9 protein-coding genes are annotated in these 16546 nt (G+C 36.3%); all 9 read left to right on the top strand.

The window, feature by feature from the left end; genetic code table 11:
• Positions 1–352: 352 nt before the first annotated feature.
• The 9 genes from J1905_RS00390 to J1905_RS00350 are packed head-to-tail and all read left to right on the top strand — an operon-like array spanning position 353 to position 16544.
• Positions 353–3358: a SusC/RagA family TonB-linked outer membrane protein gene (locus J1905_RS00390; RefSeq protein ID WP_250317944.1), complete on the top strand. Its 3006-nt coding sequence runs from the start codon at positions 353–355 to the stop codon at positions 3356–3358.
• Between the two features lie 52 nt (positions 3359–3410).
• Positions 3411–4952: a RagB/SusD family nutrient uptake outer membrane protein gene (locus tag J1905_RS00385; RefSeq protein ID WP_214225109.1), complete on the top strand. Its 1542-nt coding sequence runs from the start codon at positions 3411–3413 to the stop codon at positions 4950–4952.
• A 16-nt stretch (positions 4953–4968) separates the two neighbouring features.
• A complete protein-coding gene (locus tag J1905_RS00380; protein ID WP_214225108.1) occupies positions 4969–6177 on the top strand; it encodes a hypothetical protein in 1209 nt (402 codons plus the stop codon).
• A 32-nt stretch (positions 6178–6209) separates the two neighbouring features.
• Positions 6210–7313: a DUF5007 domain-containing protein gene (locus tag J1905_RS00375; RefSeq protein ID WP_214225107.1), complete on the top strand. Its 1104-nt coding sequence runs from the start codon at positions 6210–6212 to the stop codon at positions 7311–7313.
• A gap of 26 nt (positions 7314–7339) precedes the next feature.
• Complete coding sequence (locus J1905_RS00370; RefSeq protein ID WP_214225106.1) at positions 7340–10552, top strand: SusC/RagA family TonB-linked outer membrane protein; 3213 nt, start codon at positions 7340–7342, stop codon at positions 10550–10552.
• Positions 10553–10576: 24 nt separating this feature from the next.
• Positions 10577–12196, top strand: coding sequence for a RagB/SusD family nutrient uptake outer membrane protein (locus J1905_RS00365; RefSeq protein ID WP_214225105.1), 1620 nt, complete (start codon positions 10577–10579; stop codon positions 12194–12196).
• A 21-nt stretch (positions 12197–12217) separates the two neighbouring features.
• Positions 12218–13003: a fasciclin domain-containing protein gene (locus tag J1905_RS00360; RefSeq protein WP_214225104.1), complete on the top strand. Its 786-nt coding sequence runs from the start codon at positions 12218–12220 to the stop codon at positions 13001–13003.
• 52 nt (positions 13004–13055) lie between these two features.
• On the top strand, positions 13056–14660 hold the full coding sequence (locus tag J1905_RS00355; protein ID WP_214225103.1) for a DUF5008 domain-containing protein: 1605 nt from the start codon (positions 13056–13058) through the stop codon (positions 14658–14660).
• A 60-nt stretch (positions 14661–14720) separates the two neighbouring features.
• Positions 14721–16544 carry a DUF4983 domain-containing protein gene (locus J1905_RS00350; RefSeq protein ID WP_214225102.1) on the top strand — a complete coding sequence of 608 codons (1824 nt, stop codon included), beginning with the start codon at positions 14721–14723 and terminating at the stop codon, positions 16542–16544.
• The last annotated feature ends 2 nt before the right edge of the window (positions 16545–16546 follow it).

Below are 16546 nucleotides of genomic sequence, written 5' to 3'. Positions count from 1 at the left end.
CGATTTAGCACCATAAGTCATTATCGGGAACCAAATACTAACCTAATAAGCCAAACTATGAATCAAACTTTTACTAAAAATCTGTGGGGTGAATTCTTGCCTCGTAAACACGATTATTTTCTTGGGCATTACGTGCCGACTTTAAAAGCTAAGGCTGGACTGCGCGCACAAATTGCCGCTAAAATCCCTAGCTAAAACGTTTTAAAAAAATATTTTAAATTATTTACTTGTTGTTGTTCAATCTGCTTGAGCGGCAGGTGAGGCGGCATTCTTGTATCTAAAATTTAATTTATTCTTTCTGTACAGTCAAATAAAAAAAGGTTTTCAATCAGTTAATACTTAATTATCTGTTATGCGCTTTATTGCAAATATAACTTTCCTGGGTTTGTTGTGTTCATCAACATGTTCATTTGGTAATGCCGCTAGGTCTGCCTGTAATTCGGATGTTTCTTCTTTTAAGATGAGCTTCCAAAAACAGACTGATTCTACCGAAGAGGATTCTGCCAAACTTAAAGTAGATACTACACGCTTCCAGCCTAAGTCCAAGAGGACCGTTTTTTCGGCGTTGGAATCTAAAGGTGATAATGTCGACCCTAAAAAGCTCGCCATTTTTCCTGCGTTTACATTGCAGCAGTATTTAAAAGGTGAAGCTGCCGGTCTTTATGTTCAGGAATCGTCTGGTGAGCCAGGTACGGTTCAGAATATGTTTATTCGCGGAACATCACAACCGCTTGTATCTCCACGCGAACAATTTGCGACTCAACCGTTGGTTGTTCTTGATGGAATACCTTTAGTTGGAGAGCATCCTTTTGCTTACGACATCCAACAATATAAATTTGATAGAATAGGACCTGCAACCAACAGCCTTTCTAATATTAATATGGATAACATCGAGTCTGTTCAGATATTAAGAGATCTTGGTTCTACTTCTATTTATGGGCCTAAAGGGGCTAACGGAGTCATTGTGCTTACAAGTAAAAGAAATTCTACGGTAAGAAAAATAAATTTTGAATCATATATAGGGGTAGCAACACCTAGTCCTGTAACAACCGTAAATGGTAAATTCGAGAATACCTTTAGAAGGCAATTTTATGATAAGTATACTGCCAACGGAAGTTATTCAGATATTGATACCTATCCATTATATCTGAGTGATTCATTAAATAACGATTTCTACGGACCTGCTGACTGGAACGACTTGTATTACAAAAATGCATTGTCTTACTCAGTTAATGCCGGAATATCAGGAGGTAGCGAAAGAGCTAACTTCCGTTTCGGTGTAGGTACCACTACAAGTGGAGGAGTTGGCGATGGTACTGGTGCTGATCGTTATACTACTCGTTTTCAAATTAATATGCGACCAACTGACTGGATGTCGTTTACAGCTATTATTAATGCGAATCGTGTTGATCGTCAGAGAAATAGAAATGTTAGAGATAGGCTATCGCAAGTAAATTATATACCGGATTTAAGTTCTCCAATTGCACCCAATAGTGCAAAATATGGAAACTATCTGAATCAATTTGATAACGGTTTCGATAATAACAGATCTAATATAGTTGAAGGATTAGTGAAGGTAGGTGTAGACTTGGGCGGATTTAAATTCAATTCTGTATTTGGCGTCGACAATAATGAAGGATATAGAGATATATTCTATCCAAGAACATTATTGCAAACAACAAACTATGCTTCAAACTATTATGGCTTTAGCAGAAGGGTTATGTTTGATAATACCGCTACTTACGATCTGAAATTGAACGATGTACATTCATTTAATTTCGCTGTTGGTTCTTCATTTCAATATGATACCTATAAATATAATTATGCTTACGCATACAAAGGAGCTAATGATTTTGTAAAACTGAATTTATTGGAGTCTGATCCGAATAAGGGTAGTTATTTGGAGCCTTTCGTATTTAAAAGAGAGCTTGTATGGAAGTTTTTGGATAAAACCAGAAATAATATGATTTCATTTACAGGAAAAGCTAGCTATAACTATAAAGAAGTATATACTTTTTCTGCAATGTTACGTGCTGATGCATCATCAAATCAGCAACCAACTAACCGTTGGTTCTATTCACCAATATTCTCTGCAAACTGGGATATGAAAAAGGATTTTCTGGATAAGAATGATTTTATTTCTGATTTGAATTTACGTGCAAGTTTTGGGCGTATGGGTAGAGCAGAAGCATTTGATAATTATGCTCAAGGCCCTCAGTATACTGCCTTTATTGGCTTTACAGGTAACTTAATTGCACCTGGTTACAATGGTTTCGGTACATTAACAAGACCTTATTCTGCAGGTGCGGTTCCTTACGGTTTAGAGTGGGCATATCAGGATCAACTAAACGTTGGTGTTGACTTCGCGTTTCTAAAAAATAGAATCAGAGCTTCTGTTGACGTGTATTCGAAAGAAGATAAGAATCAATTGTTAGGGGTACCGGGTGCGGCTGAATACGGATATAATACAATTATTAAAAACGGAATGTCAATTGCAAACTCAGGTATTGATGCTGCAATTAGTGCTGACATTTTACCGTCTACAAATAAAGTTTCGTGGACTTCTTCACTTAATCTGAATTTCAACAAAAATAAATTGAAAGCATTGCCAGGAGGTTTATCTGAATTGGTTATTGGCGATAGACTTTTAAAAGTTGGTGAATCTGTAGATAGTTATTGGTTACTAACAAACCAAGGTATCTTTAATACCGATGCTGAAGTTCCTGTAGCTGCAAATGGCGAAAAAATGAGCTACAATGCGATTACTTTAAAAGCAGGTGACCCTAGATGGAAAGATCTTAATGGTGATAATGTGATCAGTAATAAAGATAAAACATTGATGGGACATGCACTTCCAGTTGTTTCTGGTGGATTTAATAATGATTTTGGGTATAAAAACTGGACTTTAAGTGTAAATATGTATTTCAATTTAGGTAGGGATTTAATGAATCAGGAAATGGCTAACCGTTTTGATTTCGTTAATCGCGAAGGTTTGAATAACATTAATTCTGTAAGAGAGGTTACTTACTGGGAAAAAAGAGGAGATTATTCAAAATACCCTTTGTATAATCCATGGAGCTCTTCGGCACCTTACCAGGTAAATCAGGATCTATTTCTTGAAGATGCTTCATTCTTAAAGCTAAGGACATTGTCATTGGGGTACGATTTAACTCAAATGATGAAAAAGAAAATGCCAAAACTAGAGAGATTTTATGTTTATGCTAGTGTGCATAATCTTTTCACCCTTACTAAGTATACAGGACAAGATCCAGAGCTTGTAAACTACACAGGTTACGATACAGGATATGGAATGCAAATTCCAAGAACTTATATGTTGGGTGTTAAAATGGATTTTTAATTCAATATCACACATAAACAAATAATATTAAGTACCATTTAAAATAGACGAAATGAAAAAAATAGTTTTGCTGAGTCTTATCTTTTTTACCCTGATAACAGGTGGCTGTAAAAAAGCATTAGATATAAACTCAACCCGTGTGGTAAATGAAGCGAATTCCTGGAATAATCTGGAAGATTCCAGAGCTAAATTGTTGGGAGTATACGGGTTAACCAGGGCGGCTTTAGCAGATAACAACGGACATTGGATATATGGTGACGTCCGTATGGGTAATTTTGAAAGCCCGCTCCGTCAGGATTTAAAAGCAATCATAAAGAATGATCTGAAAGCAGAATATGAAGTGGTTAAAGATCTTTCGAATTGGACCAGATTTTACAGAATAGTAAATGCGGCAAATATTTTCCTTGAGCGTATCCATGAGGTTAAAGAAAAAGATCCAAGATATACCGAAAACAATATGAATGTCGATGTGGCGCAAATAAGGTTTTTGCGTGCATTTGCCTATTTCTATATGGTTAGGATCTGGGGTGATGTACCATTCATTACTTCATCACGTGATGGCAGTTTTGAGAATGTCAAAAGATCTGATCACAATGCGATCTTAGAATTTGTTCAAGCTGAAATGCTTGCAGCAGCTGAAGTTTTACCGTACAGATTTAGCATGAATGATATTCAGCAACCAGGTCAGTATTATAATGAGAGCGATAGTAGGTGGAATGGAACATTAGTTAGAAAGTTAAGTGCTTATGGCGTTCTGGCTCAGGTAGCTGCATGGCAGGGTAAATATGCGGATGTAACTGTATATACCAAAAAAGTACTGGATGAGTTTCCCAGAGCTGCAATGGGGTATTCGACTACTGATTACCTGACTAACCGTCGTGGAATTTTCTTCGATAAAAATAACAATCAGCTTTTTGCTTTTGGTTTTATCTTCGGACACCAGGATGCGACGTTTGTTGGTAATATTGAGTCATTAACACTTGCGGAGCCAATTGTAAACAAAAACCTGCCTGATATTTTCGTTCCAAAAGATTCAATCTTATCAATATTTAAAGAACCAAACGATGGTAGGTTTAATATTGATAGTACAGGTGTTACTCACTCTCAGCTTTACTTTACTAATTTCTTAGGTAAGTACCCGATTTTTAGCAAGATAAAATGTATGCAAGATGGATCTAGTGATCCTACTTTCAGAATCTTCTCCAGTGCTATACTTTTTACAAGATTGGAAGATATTGCTTTATTAAGAGCGGAGGCGCTTGCAGTTTTAGGTGAGAAACAAGGAGCTATCGAAGTACTTAACGTTGTCAGATCATTTAGGTATAATGTTGATAATGCCGGGGCTGTAATTGGTAGTTACGTCCCATATTCTTCTGAGAGAAGTGGAAGCCTTATCAATGCTATTTTTAATGAACGTAATAAGGAGTTTATGGGCGAAGGTTATAGATGGTTTGATTTGGTGAGGTATAATAAAATAGTACAGAGGGATCCTAAGTTCACGGAATTAATTAATACAGGAGGTATTTATTGGCCTGTAGCACAAGCTCTTATTGATCAGAATCCAGAGTTGGTACAAAATTCTTATTGGAAATAACTAAGCATTGATAGATATGAAAAAATCAAATTTATATAGTAGATATTTAGTAGCATTCTTGTTTAGCGCCATAGTTTTTCAATTTGGCTGTAAGAAAGAAAAGGGCTATTATGATACCCAGAATATTAATCAGGAAACAAATTTAGACATCTATGATTACCTGAAAAGTAAACCTGGTGTTTACGATTCATTGTTATTGGTAATTGATAAATTGAAAATGGAAGGAACACTTAGAGACAGTGCTATAACGTTATTCGCAGTTTCTAATTCGAGTTTCCAGATAGCAATTAAAAATTTAAACGATGCCAGAAGAGCAAATGGCAAGCCGGCTATATTTTTAGCTGAACTGGCTTCGGGTAAAGTTCTTATCCCTTCTCAGGAAGAGAAGATTAAAAATGATAGTTCTCACCTTGATACCATGGTTTCCAGGTATATCATAAAAGGACTGTTTAAATCTACCGATTTTTCTATTGGAGATGGTCGTGAGCTTTTGAGTGTCCGCGGAAGTTTTCCAATGCATGGAAAACGTCAGTATGCTGATGCTCAGGGTATGCAAAATGGCGGACCGGAAGTTATCGAGTTTGCCAATACCAAGAGAAGTGTATTTACACCCAACTGGGCTTTTGCTTATACCAGTTCAGTTAATATCCAGGCAAAAAATGGTATAATTCATTTGGTGCAACCTGATCATGTGTTTGGTTACGATGAATTTGTTAGACGTTTAACTTTTATCCCGCCACCTACCAATTTGTTTAAATCGGTTATTGGAGAGAAGACTGTTAGTTATGGCCTTGCTAGTTATAGAGACGGAATAGTTAATCCGGGAGAGAAATTTGAAAAAATATATGATGGCAATTCATTAACCAAGTTTATATCGCACTTTAATAATTATAATGGGCAACCAGTAAGGCCTATATATTTTAATTGGGCTCCTGCTTTCCCTACTGTGTCCAATGTGTATACATTTACTACAGCAAATGATTCACAGGAATATCCTCGTAATCCTACTTCTTGGAGATTAGAGGCTTCTCAGGACAAAGAGAATTGGGTTACACTTGATACCAGACAGGATATGAAGTTTGAAGCTAACTTCCAGACTAAAATCTATGATTTTAAAAATGACGTGGCTTATCAATATTATCGCATAGTAATCCTTACCAATGCAGGTGATGATTTATTCCAATTGTCTGAGTGGACAATGAACTTTAGGAAAGTTTACCAATAAAAATGAGAGACATATTTAAATTGACAAATGTTATGTACAACATATTAAAATATAAAGTAGTTCTAATTTTGACTTTGATAATTGCTTTTTCAGGTTGTAGGAAGATTTTTGACCTGCCTGATGAAAAAAATTATTTAAGTACAAAAGCAGCATATGTAATAAATGAGATTCCGGTTACATTGGGTAGAACGAATTTAGCGATGGGAATTTTTAACGCTGACAATTCATCGTTCCCTATGACCTTTGAAATTATCAATCCAAGGTTCGGTGATGGAAGACCAGCCGATGATATGTTAGCTAAAAGACCGGTATTGGTATGGACTGCTGAATATACCGGAAACGAAAAAAGTGTAGCCGAAATAGATGCTAAGAGAAAAATTGAAGAGCGCCCGATGCTTGAAGTAAGAGCGTCAGGAGATATTATTCTTTGGGAATCGGCTACTAGCACTGTATTCGAGCCAAGAGATTCAGTTAGTTATCCACAAGATATCAGATACTTTGATGTAAAAGTTAAGAATTCTGGGGGTACAAGGATCATGAAAAATCTTTTCGTTAATCCTTTCAGGGAACGTCCTTATGAGCCGTCAAATGATATCAATAGATATAGCGGAAAACCAAATACTACTACTCCAAACGGAACTACCCTGGAACACAACCATCCAGTTATTTACGGGATGAAAGGTGAAGGAACCAACGCTGATTTAGAAGCAAATGGTGGTGGACAAAGAGGGGTTGTATATACTTATATCAGAAAAGTACCAGGAGGTACAGGGAATTCATTAAGATTTAAATTTTTAGATAAGGATTCGGTAGCTATCAATCCAGCCAAGTTTAATGAAACAAAATGGGATCAGTTAGTTCATGGCTTTAACAAGGAGCAAACTAATGAGTATGTAAAATACGAAGTAGCATACCCTATTCCTGTAGCCAGAATACCTACTCGTTTCACTTCAGGTGGTGTCAACAATGTTGGTGGCGGAGGCTCAGCGCACGTTGAGTTTGTTTATTCACGCAAAGGGTTTGGCGGATTTAGAGAGCAGGGCGTGATTGCACAGGACTTCACCATTTTTGAAAAAGGTGATTGGGAGATTGTGTTTCACTTTAAAACAGTGAATCCGAAATTTGAAGATGAATAGAAATGTTAATGATAAAAATTAATACAATGAGAAAACAAATAATTTTGCTATCGATTTTTTTCAGCTGCATTTTTCTATGCAAGGATTTGGTGGCGCAAACAAAAAAAGTAACCGTTAGCGGTACAGTAACGGATGCAACAACCAAGGAAACTATGGTTGGCGTTAGTGTCGCAACAGGAAAGCCTTTAAAAGTACTGGCACAAACGGATTCTAAGGGACATTACTCAATATCTGTGGACGATGGTGCAACTTTAGTATTTACATATGTAAGTTATAGTAATAAATCAGTTAAATTAAATCCCGGACAAACAACCGTGAATGTATCCCTTAAAGAGGATAATAAGACAATGGAAGAGGTGGTTATCCGTGGTTATCAAAAGAGAACCAGAGAGGTAACTACTGGATCTTCATTTATAGTTTCTGGTAAAGAGGTTCAGGATGTGCCGGTATCTAACGTTGAGCAATTGCTTCAAGGTAAAGTTGCGGGTTTAAATATCCAGTTAAATACAGGTGCTCCGGGTTTACGTGGTACTGTAAATATTCGTGGTTTATCAACCATCAGTACTACAGGTTCGGGTAATGAGACCTTCCTTCAACCAACTTCTCCTTTATACGTTATTGATGGTGTTCCGATGGATGCTGATAAAGCATCTGAGTTTGGATTCCAGCAGCAAGGTCCTGGTGTAAGCCCTATCTCGCTAATTCCACAAGAAGATATTGCGAGTATCGAAGTTTTAAAGGATGCAACTGCTACAGCTCTTTATGGTTCAAGGGGTGCATATGGTGTAATCTTAATTCAAACTATACGTGGTAATTCTGAAATTCCCCGTATCCGTTACACCGGTAACTTTTACATGAATGCAATCCCTAAGCTTCGTAATATTTTAGGTGGTACTAAGGAGCGCGATGTGAAATTATCACAAATCATTAACTATGGTAGGTTTAATGATCTTTATAGAATTTCTAATACGCCATTTTTAGCAGATAGTTTGAATCCTTACTATAATAATTCAACTGATTGGCAAGGCGTTTTTTATCAGAATACTTATAACCAGACACATAACGTTCAATTGGATGGTGGTGATTCTAAGTTTAGCTACAAAACCAACCTGAGTTACTTTTCAGATAAAGGTATTATCAAAAATACCGGTTTTGACAGATATAGTTTGAACATGAATATGGATTATAAACCAACTACCAGAATTAGTTTTTTTGGTTCCATTAGAGGAAACGTTGGTAAGATTAAAAAAGCAAATGGTGTAGGTTTATTACAAACCGGTGTAGCTAAGGATGGTCAAAAATCTTCTTTGTTACCTGGTCCATCTTTCTTCCAGGCTACCAGTAGTGTTTTGTCGGCGTTAGAGACAGTTTCAGATGCCGGGCCTAAGAATTTAAATACTTATATTGAGGGACGTTATGAATTAATTCCCGGCTTAAATATAACTTCAGCAGCCAGTTATGACTATAATGTGGATACTGAGGATACTTTTACACCTGCTGCTGCTAACAGTCAGTTTGCTAAGATTTATTCTTATTACGGATATCAATCTCAATTGTATAACAGGAATAATATTTCCTATGTAAAATCTTTCGAAGAAAAGCATAACTTGTTTTTCAACCTTTTTAGTGAGATGTATGTTAAAAAAGGACAAGGAAGTACTACAAGATTAGAAAGATCTCCTAACGATCAGTTTCAGGGACCATTGGGTTATGATGGTTACTTTTCTCGTGGTGGTGGTATCCTGACAACTTTCTACGATCAGAATCAAATTTCATTTGCTGGTGCTTTTACCTATGATTATCAAAAGAAATATATTTTGGATATTACTTATCGTATTGACGGTACATCAAATAATGGAAATAAAGATCCATATGCCAAAAATCCATCAGTTGGTTTGAAATGGAATTTCAACAAAGAAAACTGGCTTAAAGATGTTAAATGGTTAAATTATGGTGATATCAGGTTAACAGGTGGTAGAAATATCTTCCCTGTTGGTTCCCTGGTAGACATCTACGGTAAATATGGTCCTAAAGGATTTTATAATAACAATCCACGTGTAGGTATTGATTATGAGTATATCCCTAATCCATTGCTTAGACCAAAAAACGTAACTCAGTTTAACTTAGGATTTGACGTTGGACTTTTTGATGGAAAGTTGGATGTTATTTTTGATACTTATTACAAAAAAGTTACTAATGAATTGTTTACAAGTTTTTTATCTAATACACTTGCTTTTCAAAAGTACACAAGTAATGATGCAGCTTTGTCTAACTATGGTTATGAGCTATCTTTAAGCAGCAGACCGTTATCAAAGAACAGTAAATTTAACTGGACAGTGTCAGTAAATGGTGCAATTAATAATGATGTATTAACCAGACTTCCTGATGAATACAATGGTCAGTTTATTGAATTTGATTTCAATTCTGGTTATGAGCAACATCTGGCAAAAAGAGTAGGAAGAAACTCATTGGCTAACTTCTTATATGTTAATCAAGGTGTATATAATTCTACAAGCGATGTTCCTGTGGATCCTGTTACCGGTTTAAGGTATAGAAATAATAGTTCATCAAATGTTTTAAATTCATTCCAGGGTGGTGATGCCCGTTTCTTTGATGCCAATGGTGATTATGTTTTGGGCTCAGAAGATTTACAGGTTGTAGGTAATACACAGCCAGTATTAACTGGTGGTATGTCTAATACAATAAGCTATACTTTCCCATCTGGAGCAAGCATGTCATTTAATATTTACGCTACGTATACAGCGAAGCGTTCCATCTTGAATAACGCATTAGCAGATAGGTTAAGGTTATTAAGGGATCCATTCGGGTATGAGGTGATAAATGATATTGCCGTTCCCGGCAGAAACCCTCTAGCTGTAGTTCCTGTTAATGATTTAAATATGTGGACTCCTGGTTCTACTAACGCGAGATTTGCTAATGTTTATGATTTTGCACATGAGAATTATGTTAACAATTACAGGTATCCTCAAACACTTTGGATGGAAACTGGAAGTTACTTCAAAATTAATCAGGTAACTCTTTCTTACTCTTTTGCAAAGAAAATGGCGAAAAGAATTGGATTAGCCAATATCCGTACTTTCCTTTCGGCTAGTAACATAGTTACGTTCTCTGCGTATTCAGGACCAAATCCTGAGGGTGTTACTGCAATTGGTAGAGATGGTTCAGGTGGTTATCCGGTACCTCGTGTATATAACCTTGGTTTTAACGTAGAATTTTAATTGAAGTCACAAAACTAATAAGACATGAAAAAATATATTATTTGCTTATTTATTATTGTAAGCGCTTCACAATATGGGTGTAAGAAATTCTTGGATATTACTCCTATTGATAAATTAACGGGAAATAATTTTTACAAGACGAGAGAGGATATGGAGGCAAATATCACCGATATGTATGGTGAGTTATTTGATAAATATACCAAAACTTCATTTGCGGGAGCAACAGGAGAGTTTCGCTCTGGTGAGGTTATTCCGGCGGCAGAGGGAGGTTTAGGACGTTCAGCCTCAGCATTGATAGGCGGCCATACCCGACAAACGCCAAACCCTCAGGGAAGTACTGAAAAGCAAAACGTGCCATTAACAACCGTTAATGACAGGTTGTTATTAAGAGCATTAGGCCCAGGTGATTGGGGTGGTTATAATTTTTCTGATTTAACCAGATGGGGTGAGTATTATAGGGTTATCCAATCTGCTAATCTTTTGATCAGTAAAGTAGAAGATGGAATTCCTGCACTTACTGCAGAAGAATCTAAACGTTATATTGCGGAAGCTAAATTTATTCGTTGCCTTTGTTATTTTCAAATGGTTAGGTTATATGGAGACGTAGTTTATTATACTGCTGCCTTCCAAAAAGATCCATTGCCAAGAGAGAATATGGTTTCAGTGATAACCAAATGTATTGCAGATTTAAAAGATTTTAGAAATGATTTGCCTGCGACTTTTAGTGATCCATCACAAAGAGGGGTTAGAGCAAGTAGAGGTGCCGCAATTGGTTTATTGATGAATATGAATATGTGGAATGCAGGGTTTGATCTTCCCAACAGAACTTCATATTACCAGGAAACAGCTGCACTTGGAAAAGAGATCATGGATAGTAAAGCTTTCCGTTTACTTCCTATTAATGAATGGGCTAAAGTAGCAAAAGGTCGTTCTGAGGAAAGTCTTTTTGAGCTATTCAGAACATTGAATTATAATCAGGATTTAAATGATCCCTTTGCGCAAGCTAATGCTTATTCGCCTTTTGGAGATGCATTTATTCACTTCCCATACAAACAGCCTGAGTATACACATAGGTATAGCTTCTCTGTTTTCTCATCAGAATATATGAGAAAGTTATATCCTGAAGATGATCCGACAGATTTAAGATTATCAGTTTGGTTTGTAGCTCCATTTGATCAGAATGCCAGTACATTCCAATTGAGAAAGTTTGCCCTTAACACATTTGCCGATGCTAATAATCCTAATTTGGATTTAAATCCGGATAATACTTATTTAATTATGAGGTACCCTGATGCAATTCTATTGCGTGCTGAAGCTGCTGCAAATTTAGGTAATGACGATATAGCGATTGCCTGCTTAAATGAGGTTAGACGTAGAGCAGGATCCAGGGAATACGGTAATGGGAATGATTTACCTTTAAAAGATGCCATTTTTCTGGAAAGATCTAAAGAATTGATGGGTGAGGGAAGTCGTTACTTTGATCTTGTGAGAACAAAAAGAGTATTAAGTAAAGAGTGGACAGATAATCCACTAACCTCTGATAAGTTTAACAGGGGAGGGTGGACTTGGCCAATTGATGGGGGTGCATTGTTTAACAATCCAAAAATGAGTCTAAATTCTTATTGGATAGGTTCAGGTCTTTAATTTTAAATAATAGATAATTACATGAAAAATATTATTAAACGATACTTTAAACCTGCAGCAATACTAACTGTTTTGCTGATCACAGTAATAAGTTCTTGTAAAAAGGACGAGTATTATAACGACGGAGGTAAAGCTAATCCTGTTTTTAACGGGAATGTAATGCAGTATCTGGAATCTAATGATAAGTTCGATACGATTGCTCAGATTGTTAAACTGGCAGGAATGGAAGATGTTTTTAAAAATGAAAATATTACATTTTTTGCCCCAACAGATGAGGTGATCAGAAGAACAATTGGATTGGTAAATACCGATGTCCCTAATATGAGAAACATGCTAAATCAGGAATTGTTTGATATAGGAAAAGATACAATTAAGACACTTTCTGATGTACAACCGCAAATCTGGAAAAGATTTTTATCCAGATATATCTATAAAGGAACACATAAATTAAAAGACTATCCTCAAATAGATTTTAAGTTAAGAGAATTATTCCCAGGCTCTTTTTATTATACCTATGATGGTGAAATTTCGAACATCGGGGTTGTGTTTAATGAGGTAAATGGAGTTAAGTATGTGGGTTATCGTCAGTTGGCTCTTTCTTATCTATCTGATCCTTCAGCTCCTTCAGACCCTAGAAGCCTGATTACAGCTGCCGTGGCAACCTCAGATATACAGCCAAGCAATGGCGTAGTTCATGTGTTGGCAATTTCACTTGGAAATGATATTGGTGAGCTACCCGCGCAATTAAGTGCAAATGTATTTGGATTTAACAGGGAGTTTATGATTGAAGTCATCTTAAGTAAGTAGTATAGAGGATTAGAAAAGTTAAAATATTAACAGAGAAATTTAAGATAAGCATATGAAATTTTTTAAATATATAAGTCTATCGATGATCCTTACTACAGCGCTTTTCAGTGGTTGTAAAGAAAAGGAGAATTCATTTGAGAATCCTTACGACGGAGGGATTGCTCCGCTGGGGATTCAAATTGACCGTCAGCAAGTACCTGTCCCTGCGGTTGGAATACCGGGGACTTTAATTACCTTCAGAGCAACAGGTTTGATGCCTCATAAAGATAAAATAGAGTTTTTATTCAATGGAGAAAAGGCGGAAATTGACAAGATCGATGAAACAGGGATTAAAGTAAAGGTACCAGGAAGAGCCAGTTCAGGAGTTACTGCCTTTGTAATAGACGGACAATTGGTGTTTGGACCAAATTTTACAGTTAGCGGTTTTGTTAAAAAGGATCCTACCTATAAAGTAGTAGCGGGAACAAACGGACCGATCTTCAATATTTATGAGGTAGCGGCCGGTAATTTGCTACTTCTGGGTAGTTTTACCAATTACGACAATAAAGGTGTTGTTAAGCGTATCAACAGTATTGTAAGAACATTTCCTGATGGTACCTGGGATAGATCATTATTAAGTGGAAGCGCTACAACAGGTACGCTTACATCGTTAGGCATTGTAAATGGAGAGTATTTTTTAGCTGGTGGATTTACTGGTTATGCTCAAAGAGGTGGAATCAACAATATAACTAAAGTAAGTAATCAGGCAACTATCGATACAATAGGTGTTGAAACATATACTAAAAAGTCGATATATGTTCCGAAGTTTAATGGAGGAACTGATGGTTCAATTAATGATCTGTATGCAGTTAACAATAAACTAATAGGAATAGGTAATTTTAGATATTATGTATCCCGTCGTTATGATCAGCCTACTTCAAAATTTAAAGACAGTACTGTAATTGATACTATAGATATGCGTCAGCTTGCTCGTTTCAATACTAATGGTACTTTAGATAAAACCTGGAGATTTGATCCAAATGCTACTGGTTATGGCGGTGCTAAGGGAAGAGGTTTGGCAGGAGGAAATGGTGGTATTAGCAAAGCAATTATGCATACTGACGGAAAGATTATGCTTTGTGGTAGTTTTACCAAATTCGACGATCAACCGGCAGGTTATATGGTACGTTTAAATGCTGATGGAACAATCGATCCGACATTTAATATGACTGAAGGAGCAGATTACTATGTAAATTACGTAAGTTATAACGAGACTACTAAGAAGTACCTGGTTACTGGTGTCTTTAAAAAGATAAATGGCGTAGCTGTAGAAAGCATGGCAATGTTGAATTATGACGGCTCGGTAGATCAGTCTTTTGTCCCTAAAAGATTTGGTGGTGGTTATCCTGGTTTTACTAAGCAGCTTAAAGATGGGTTATGTTTGGTTAGTGGAAGTTTTAAAACTTATGACGGAGTTAACAGACAAGGTTTCTTAATTACAACTGATAAAGGAGAAATAGCTGAGGGTTATAACAACGTAGGTAATCTTTTAGGTACAGTGCTTACTGCATTTGAAACCAAGTCTGCTGATAATAAGAGAGCATTGGTAATAGGTGGTTCATTCTTCCTTTTTGACAATCTCACAACCAATAACCTTGTTAAGGTAACATTAGAATAATTGATTATATTAGATATGTCTAATCCAGACTTGAACCAAATGAATTATAAATCAAAGAATATGAAAAAACATCCATACAAATATTTTGTTAGTCTAGCACTATGCTTGCTGGTGTTTGCTACATCCTGTAATAAGGATTTCGATAAAGTAATACCTGAATCACCGGAAAATAATGGGAATGTTATTTATAAGGCACCCAAAGTTCTTTATCTTATTGTTGATGGAGCACGTGGTGCTTCTGTAAGAGATGCAGGAACTACAACGTTAAGGGGCTTAATAGACAGTGCTGTTTATACCTGGACAGGTTTGAGTGATAATACCAATTATACTGATGCAACTAATTGGTCTGATATGTTGACTGGGGTTAAAAAGGAGAAACATAATGTCCTTACAGAAAATTTTGCAGGGAATAATTTAGCCAGTTACCCGGTAATATTTGAGCGTATTAAATCTCTTAGACCAAATATGCGTATTGCTTCTTTTGCTTCATCTGATTTATTTAAATCAAAATTAACCGGCGGAGCTGATGTTACAGAATCATTTGCTGGAAATGATGAAGCGCTAACATCAAGATTAGTAGATTTTGTTAAATCTGATACAGCATCCCTTATTTTGGGTCAATTTGGTGGTGTTGAAGCTGCTGGTAAAGCTTCAGGATTCGACAATAAATTTGCTCCTTATAAAACTGCTATCAATAAATTCGATAGTCAGGTAGGAGAAATATTTGCTGCAATTAAATCAAGAGCTAATTATAAAAATGAAAATTGGTTAATTATTGTCACTTCTAATAAGGGCGGGCAATATACACTGCCAGTGTCGGAAGATGATAAAACGATTTTTAGCAATACAAATGTAAATACCTTTACCATTATTTATAACAATAAGTATAACCCAACATTTATTCCAAGACCATTCCTTGGAAATCCTATTTCAGGAAATGCGGTGAGGTTTAGAGGAAATCCGGAAAAAACCGTCGCTAAATTAGGTGCTGGTATATCAAATGAATTTAATTTTGGAGCATCAGACTTTTCAGTATCTGTTAAGGTAAAGAAAGGTAAAACTAAAAATACTTCAAGAGGAGATTATTATTATCAATGGCCTTCTATTTTAGGTAAAAGAGATAGAGCAGGTTGGGGCGGTGATAACGCTCCGGGTAACCCGGGATGGGACATTTGTTTATTCCAAAACGGATGGCGTTTCTTTGCTGCTGGTGGACAAGATTTTGTCAATGGTATTGAAGTTGGAGGATTAGATTTTAGTGGAGATATTTGGCATGACCTTACCTTTGTAATTGAAAGAAAGGCAGATGGAAAAAGATACCTTAGAATGTATACTGATGGAGTTAAGGGCGTTACAAATGATCCGGGTGATGTAGGTCAGTATGATGGGCCTAAAGGTAAAAAAGATGCACCTGTATCTGTTGACGTTAAACTTAGAGGGGAACCTAATTTTGATAACAATGCACCGTTACGCTTAGGATGGGCAGATGGAGAAATGGACGGTGATTTTGGTATAATCAACTTAAATATGGCCGAATTTAAGATTTGGAAAGTGGCATTGCCTGAAAATGTTGTTAAACAATTCGCTTGTGATGCAACAATGGAAGAAAGTCACCCTAATTTCAATGAACTAGCCGGTTACTGGCCGTTAAATGAAGGTTCAGGAGATAAATTTGAAGACAAGGGACCTTTTGCTGCCCCTTTTACAATTAATGGTACTTATACCTGGGAGACATTTTCAGATTTAATCTGTACTCCTAATAATACCAATTTAGGCGTACTAGTTCCTAAAAACTCTGATGTGCCAACACAGATTTTAAGTTGGTTCAATATTCCACGTCAGGAAACATGGGGATTGGATGGAAGAGTTTGGATATCAAATTAACC

Origin of the sequence: Pedobacter sp. B4-66 (assembly GCF_018492665.1) — a bacterium.
Taxonomy (GTDB): Bacteria; Bacteroidota; Bacteroidia; order Sphingobacteriales; family Sphingobacteriaceae; genus Pedobacter.
Note: the sequence above shows the minus strand (reverse complement) of the source record. Positions and strands in the feature narration are given on the sequence as shown.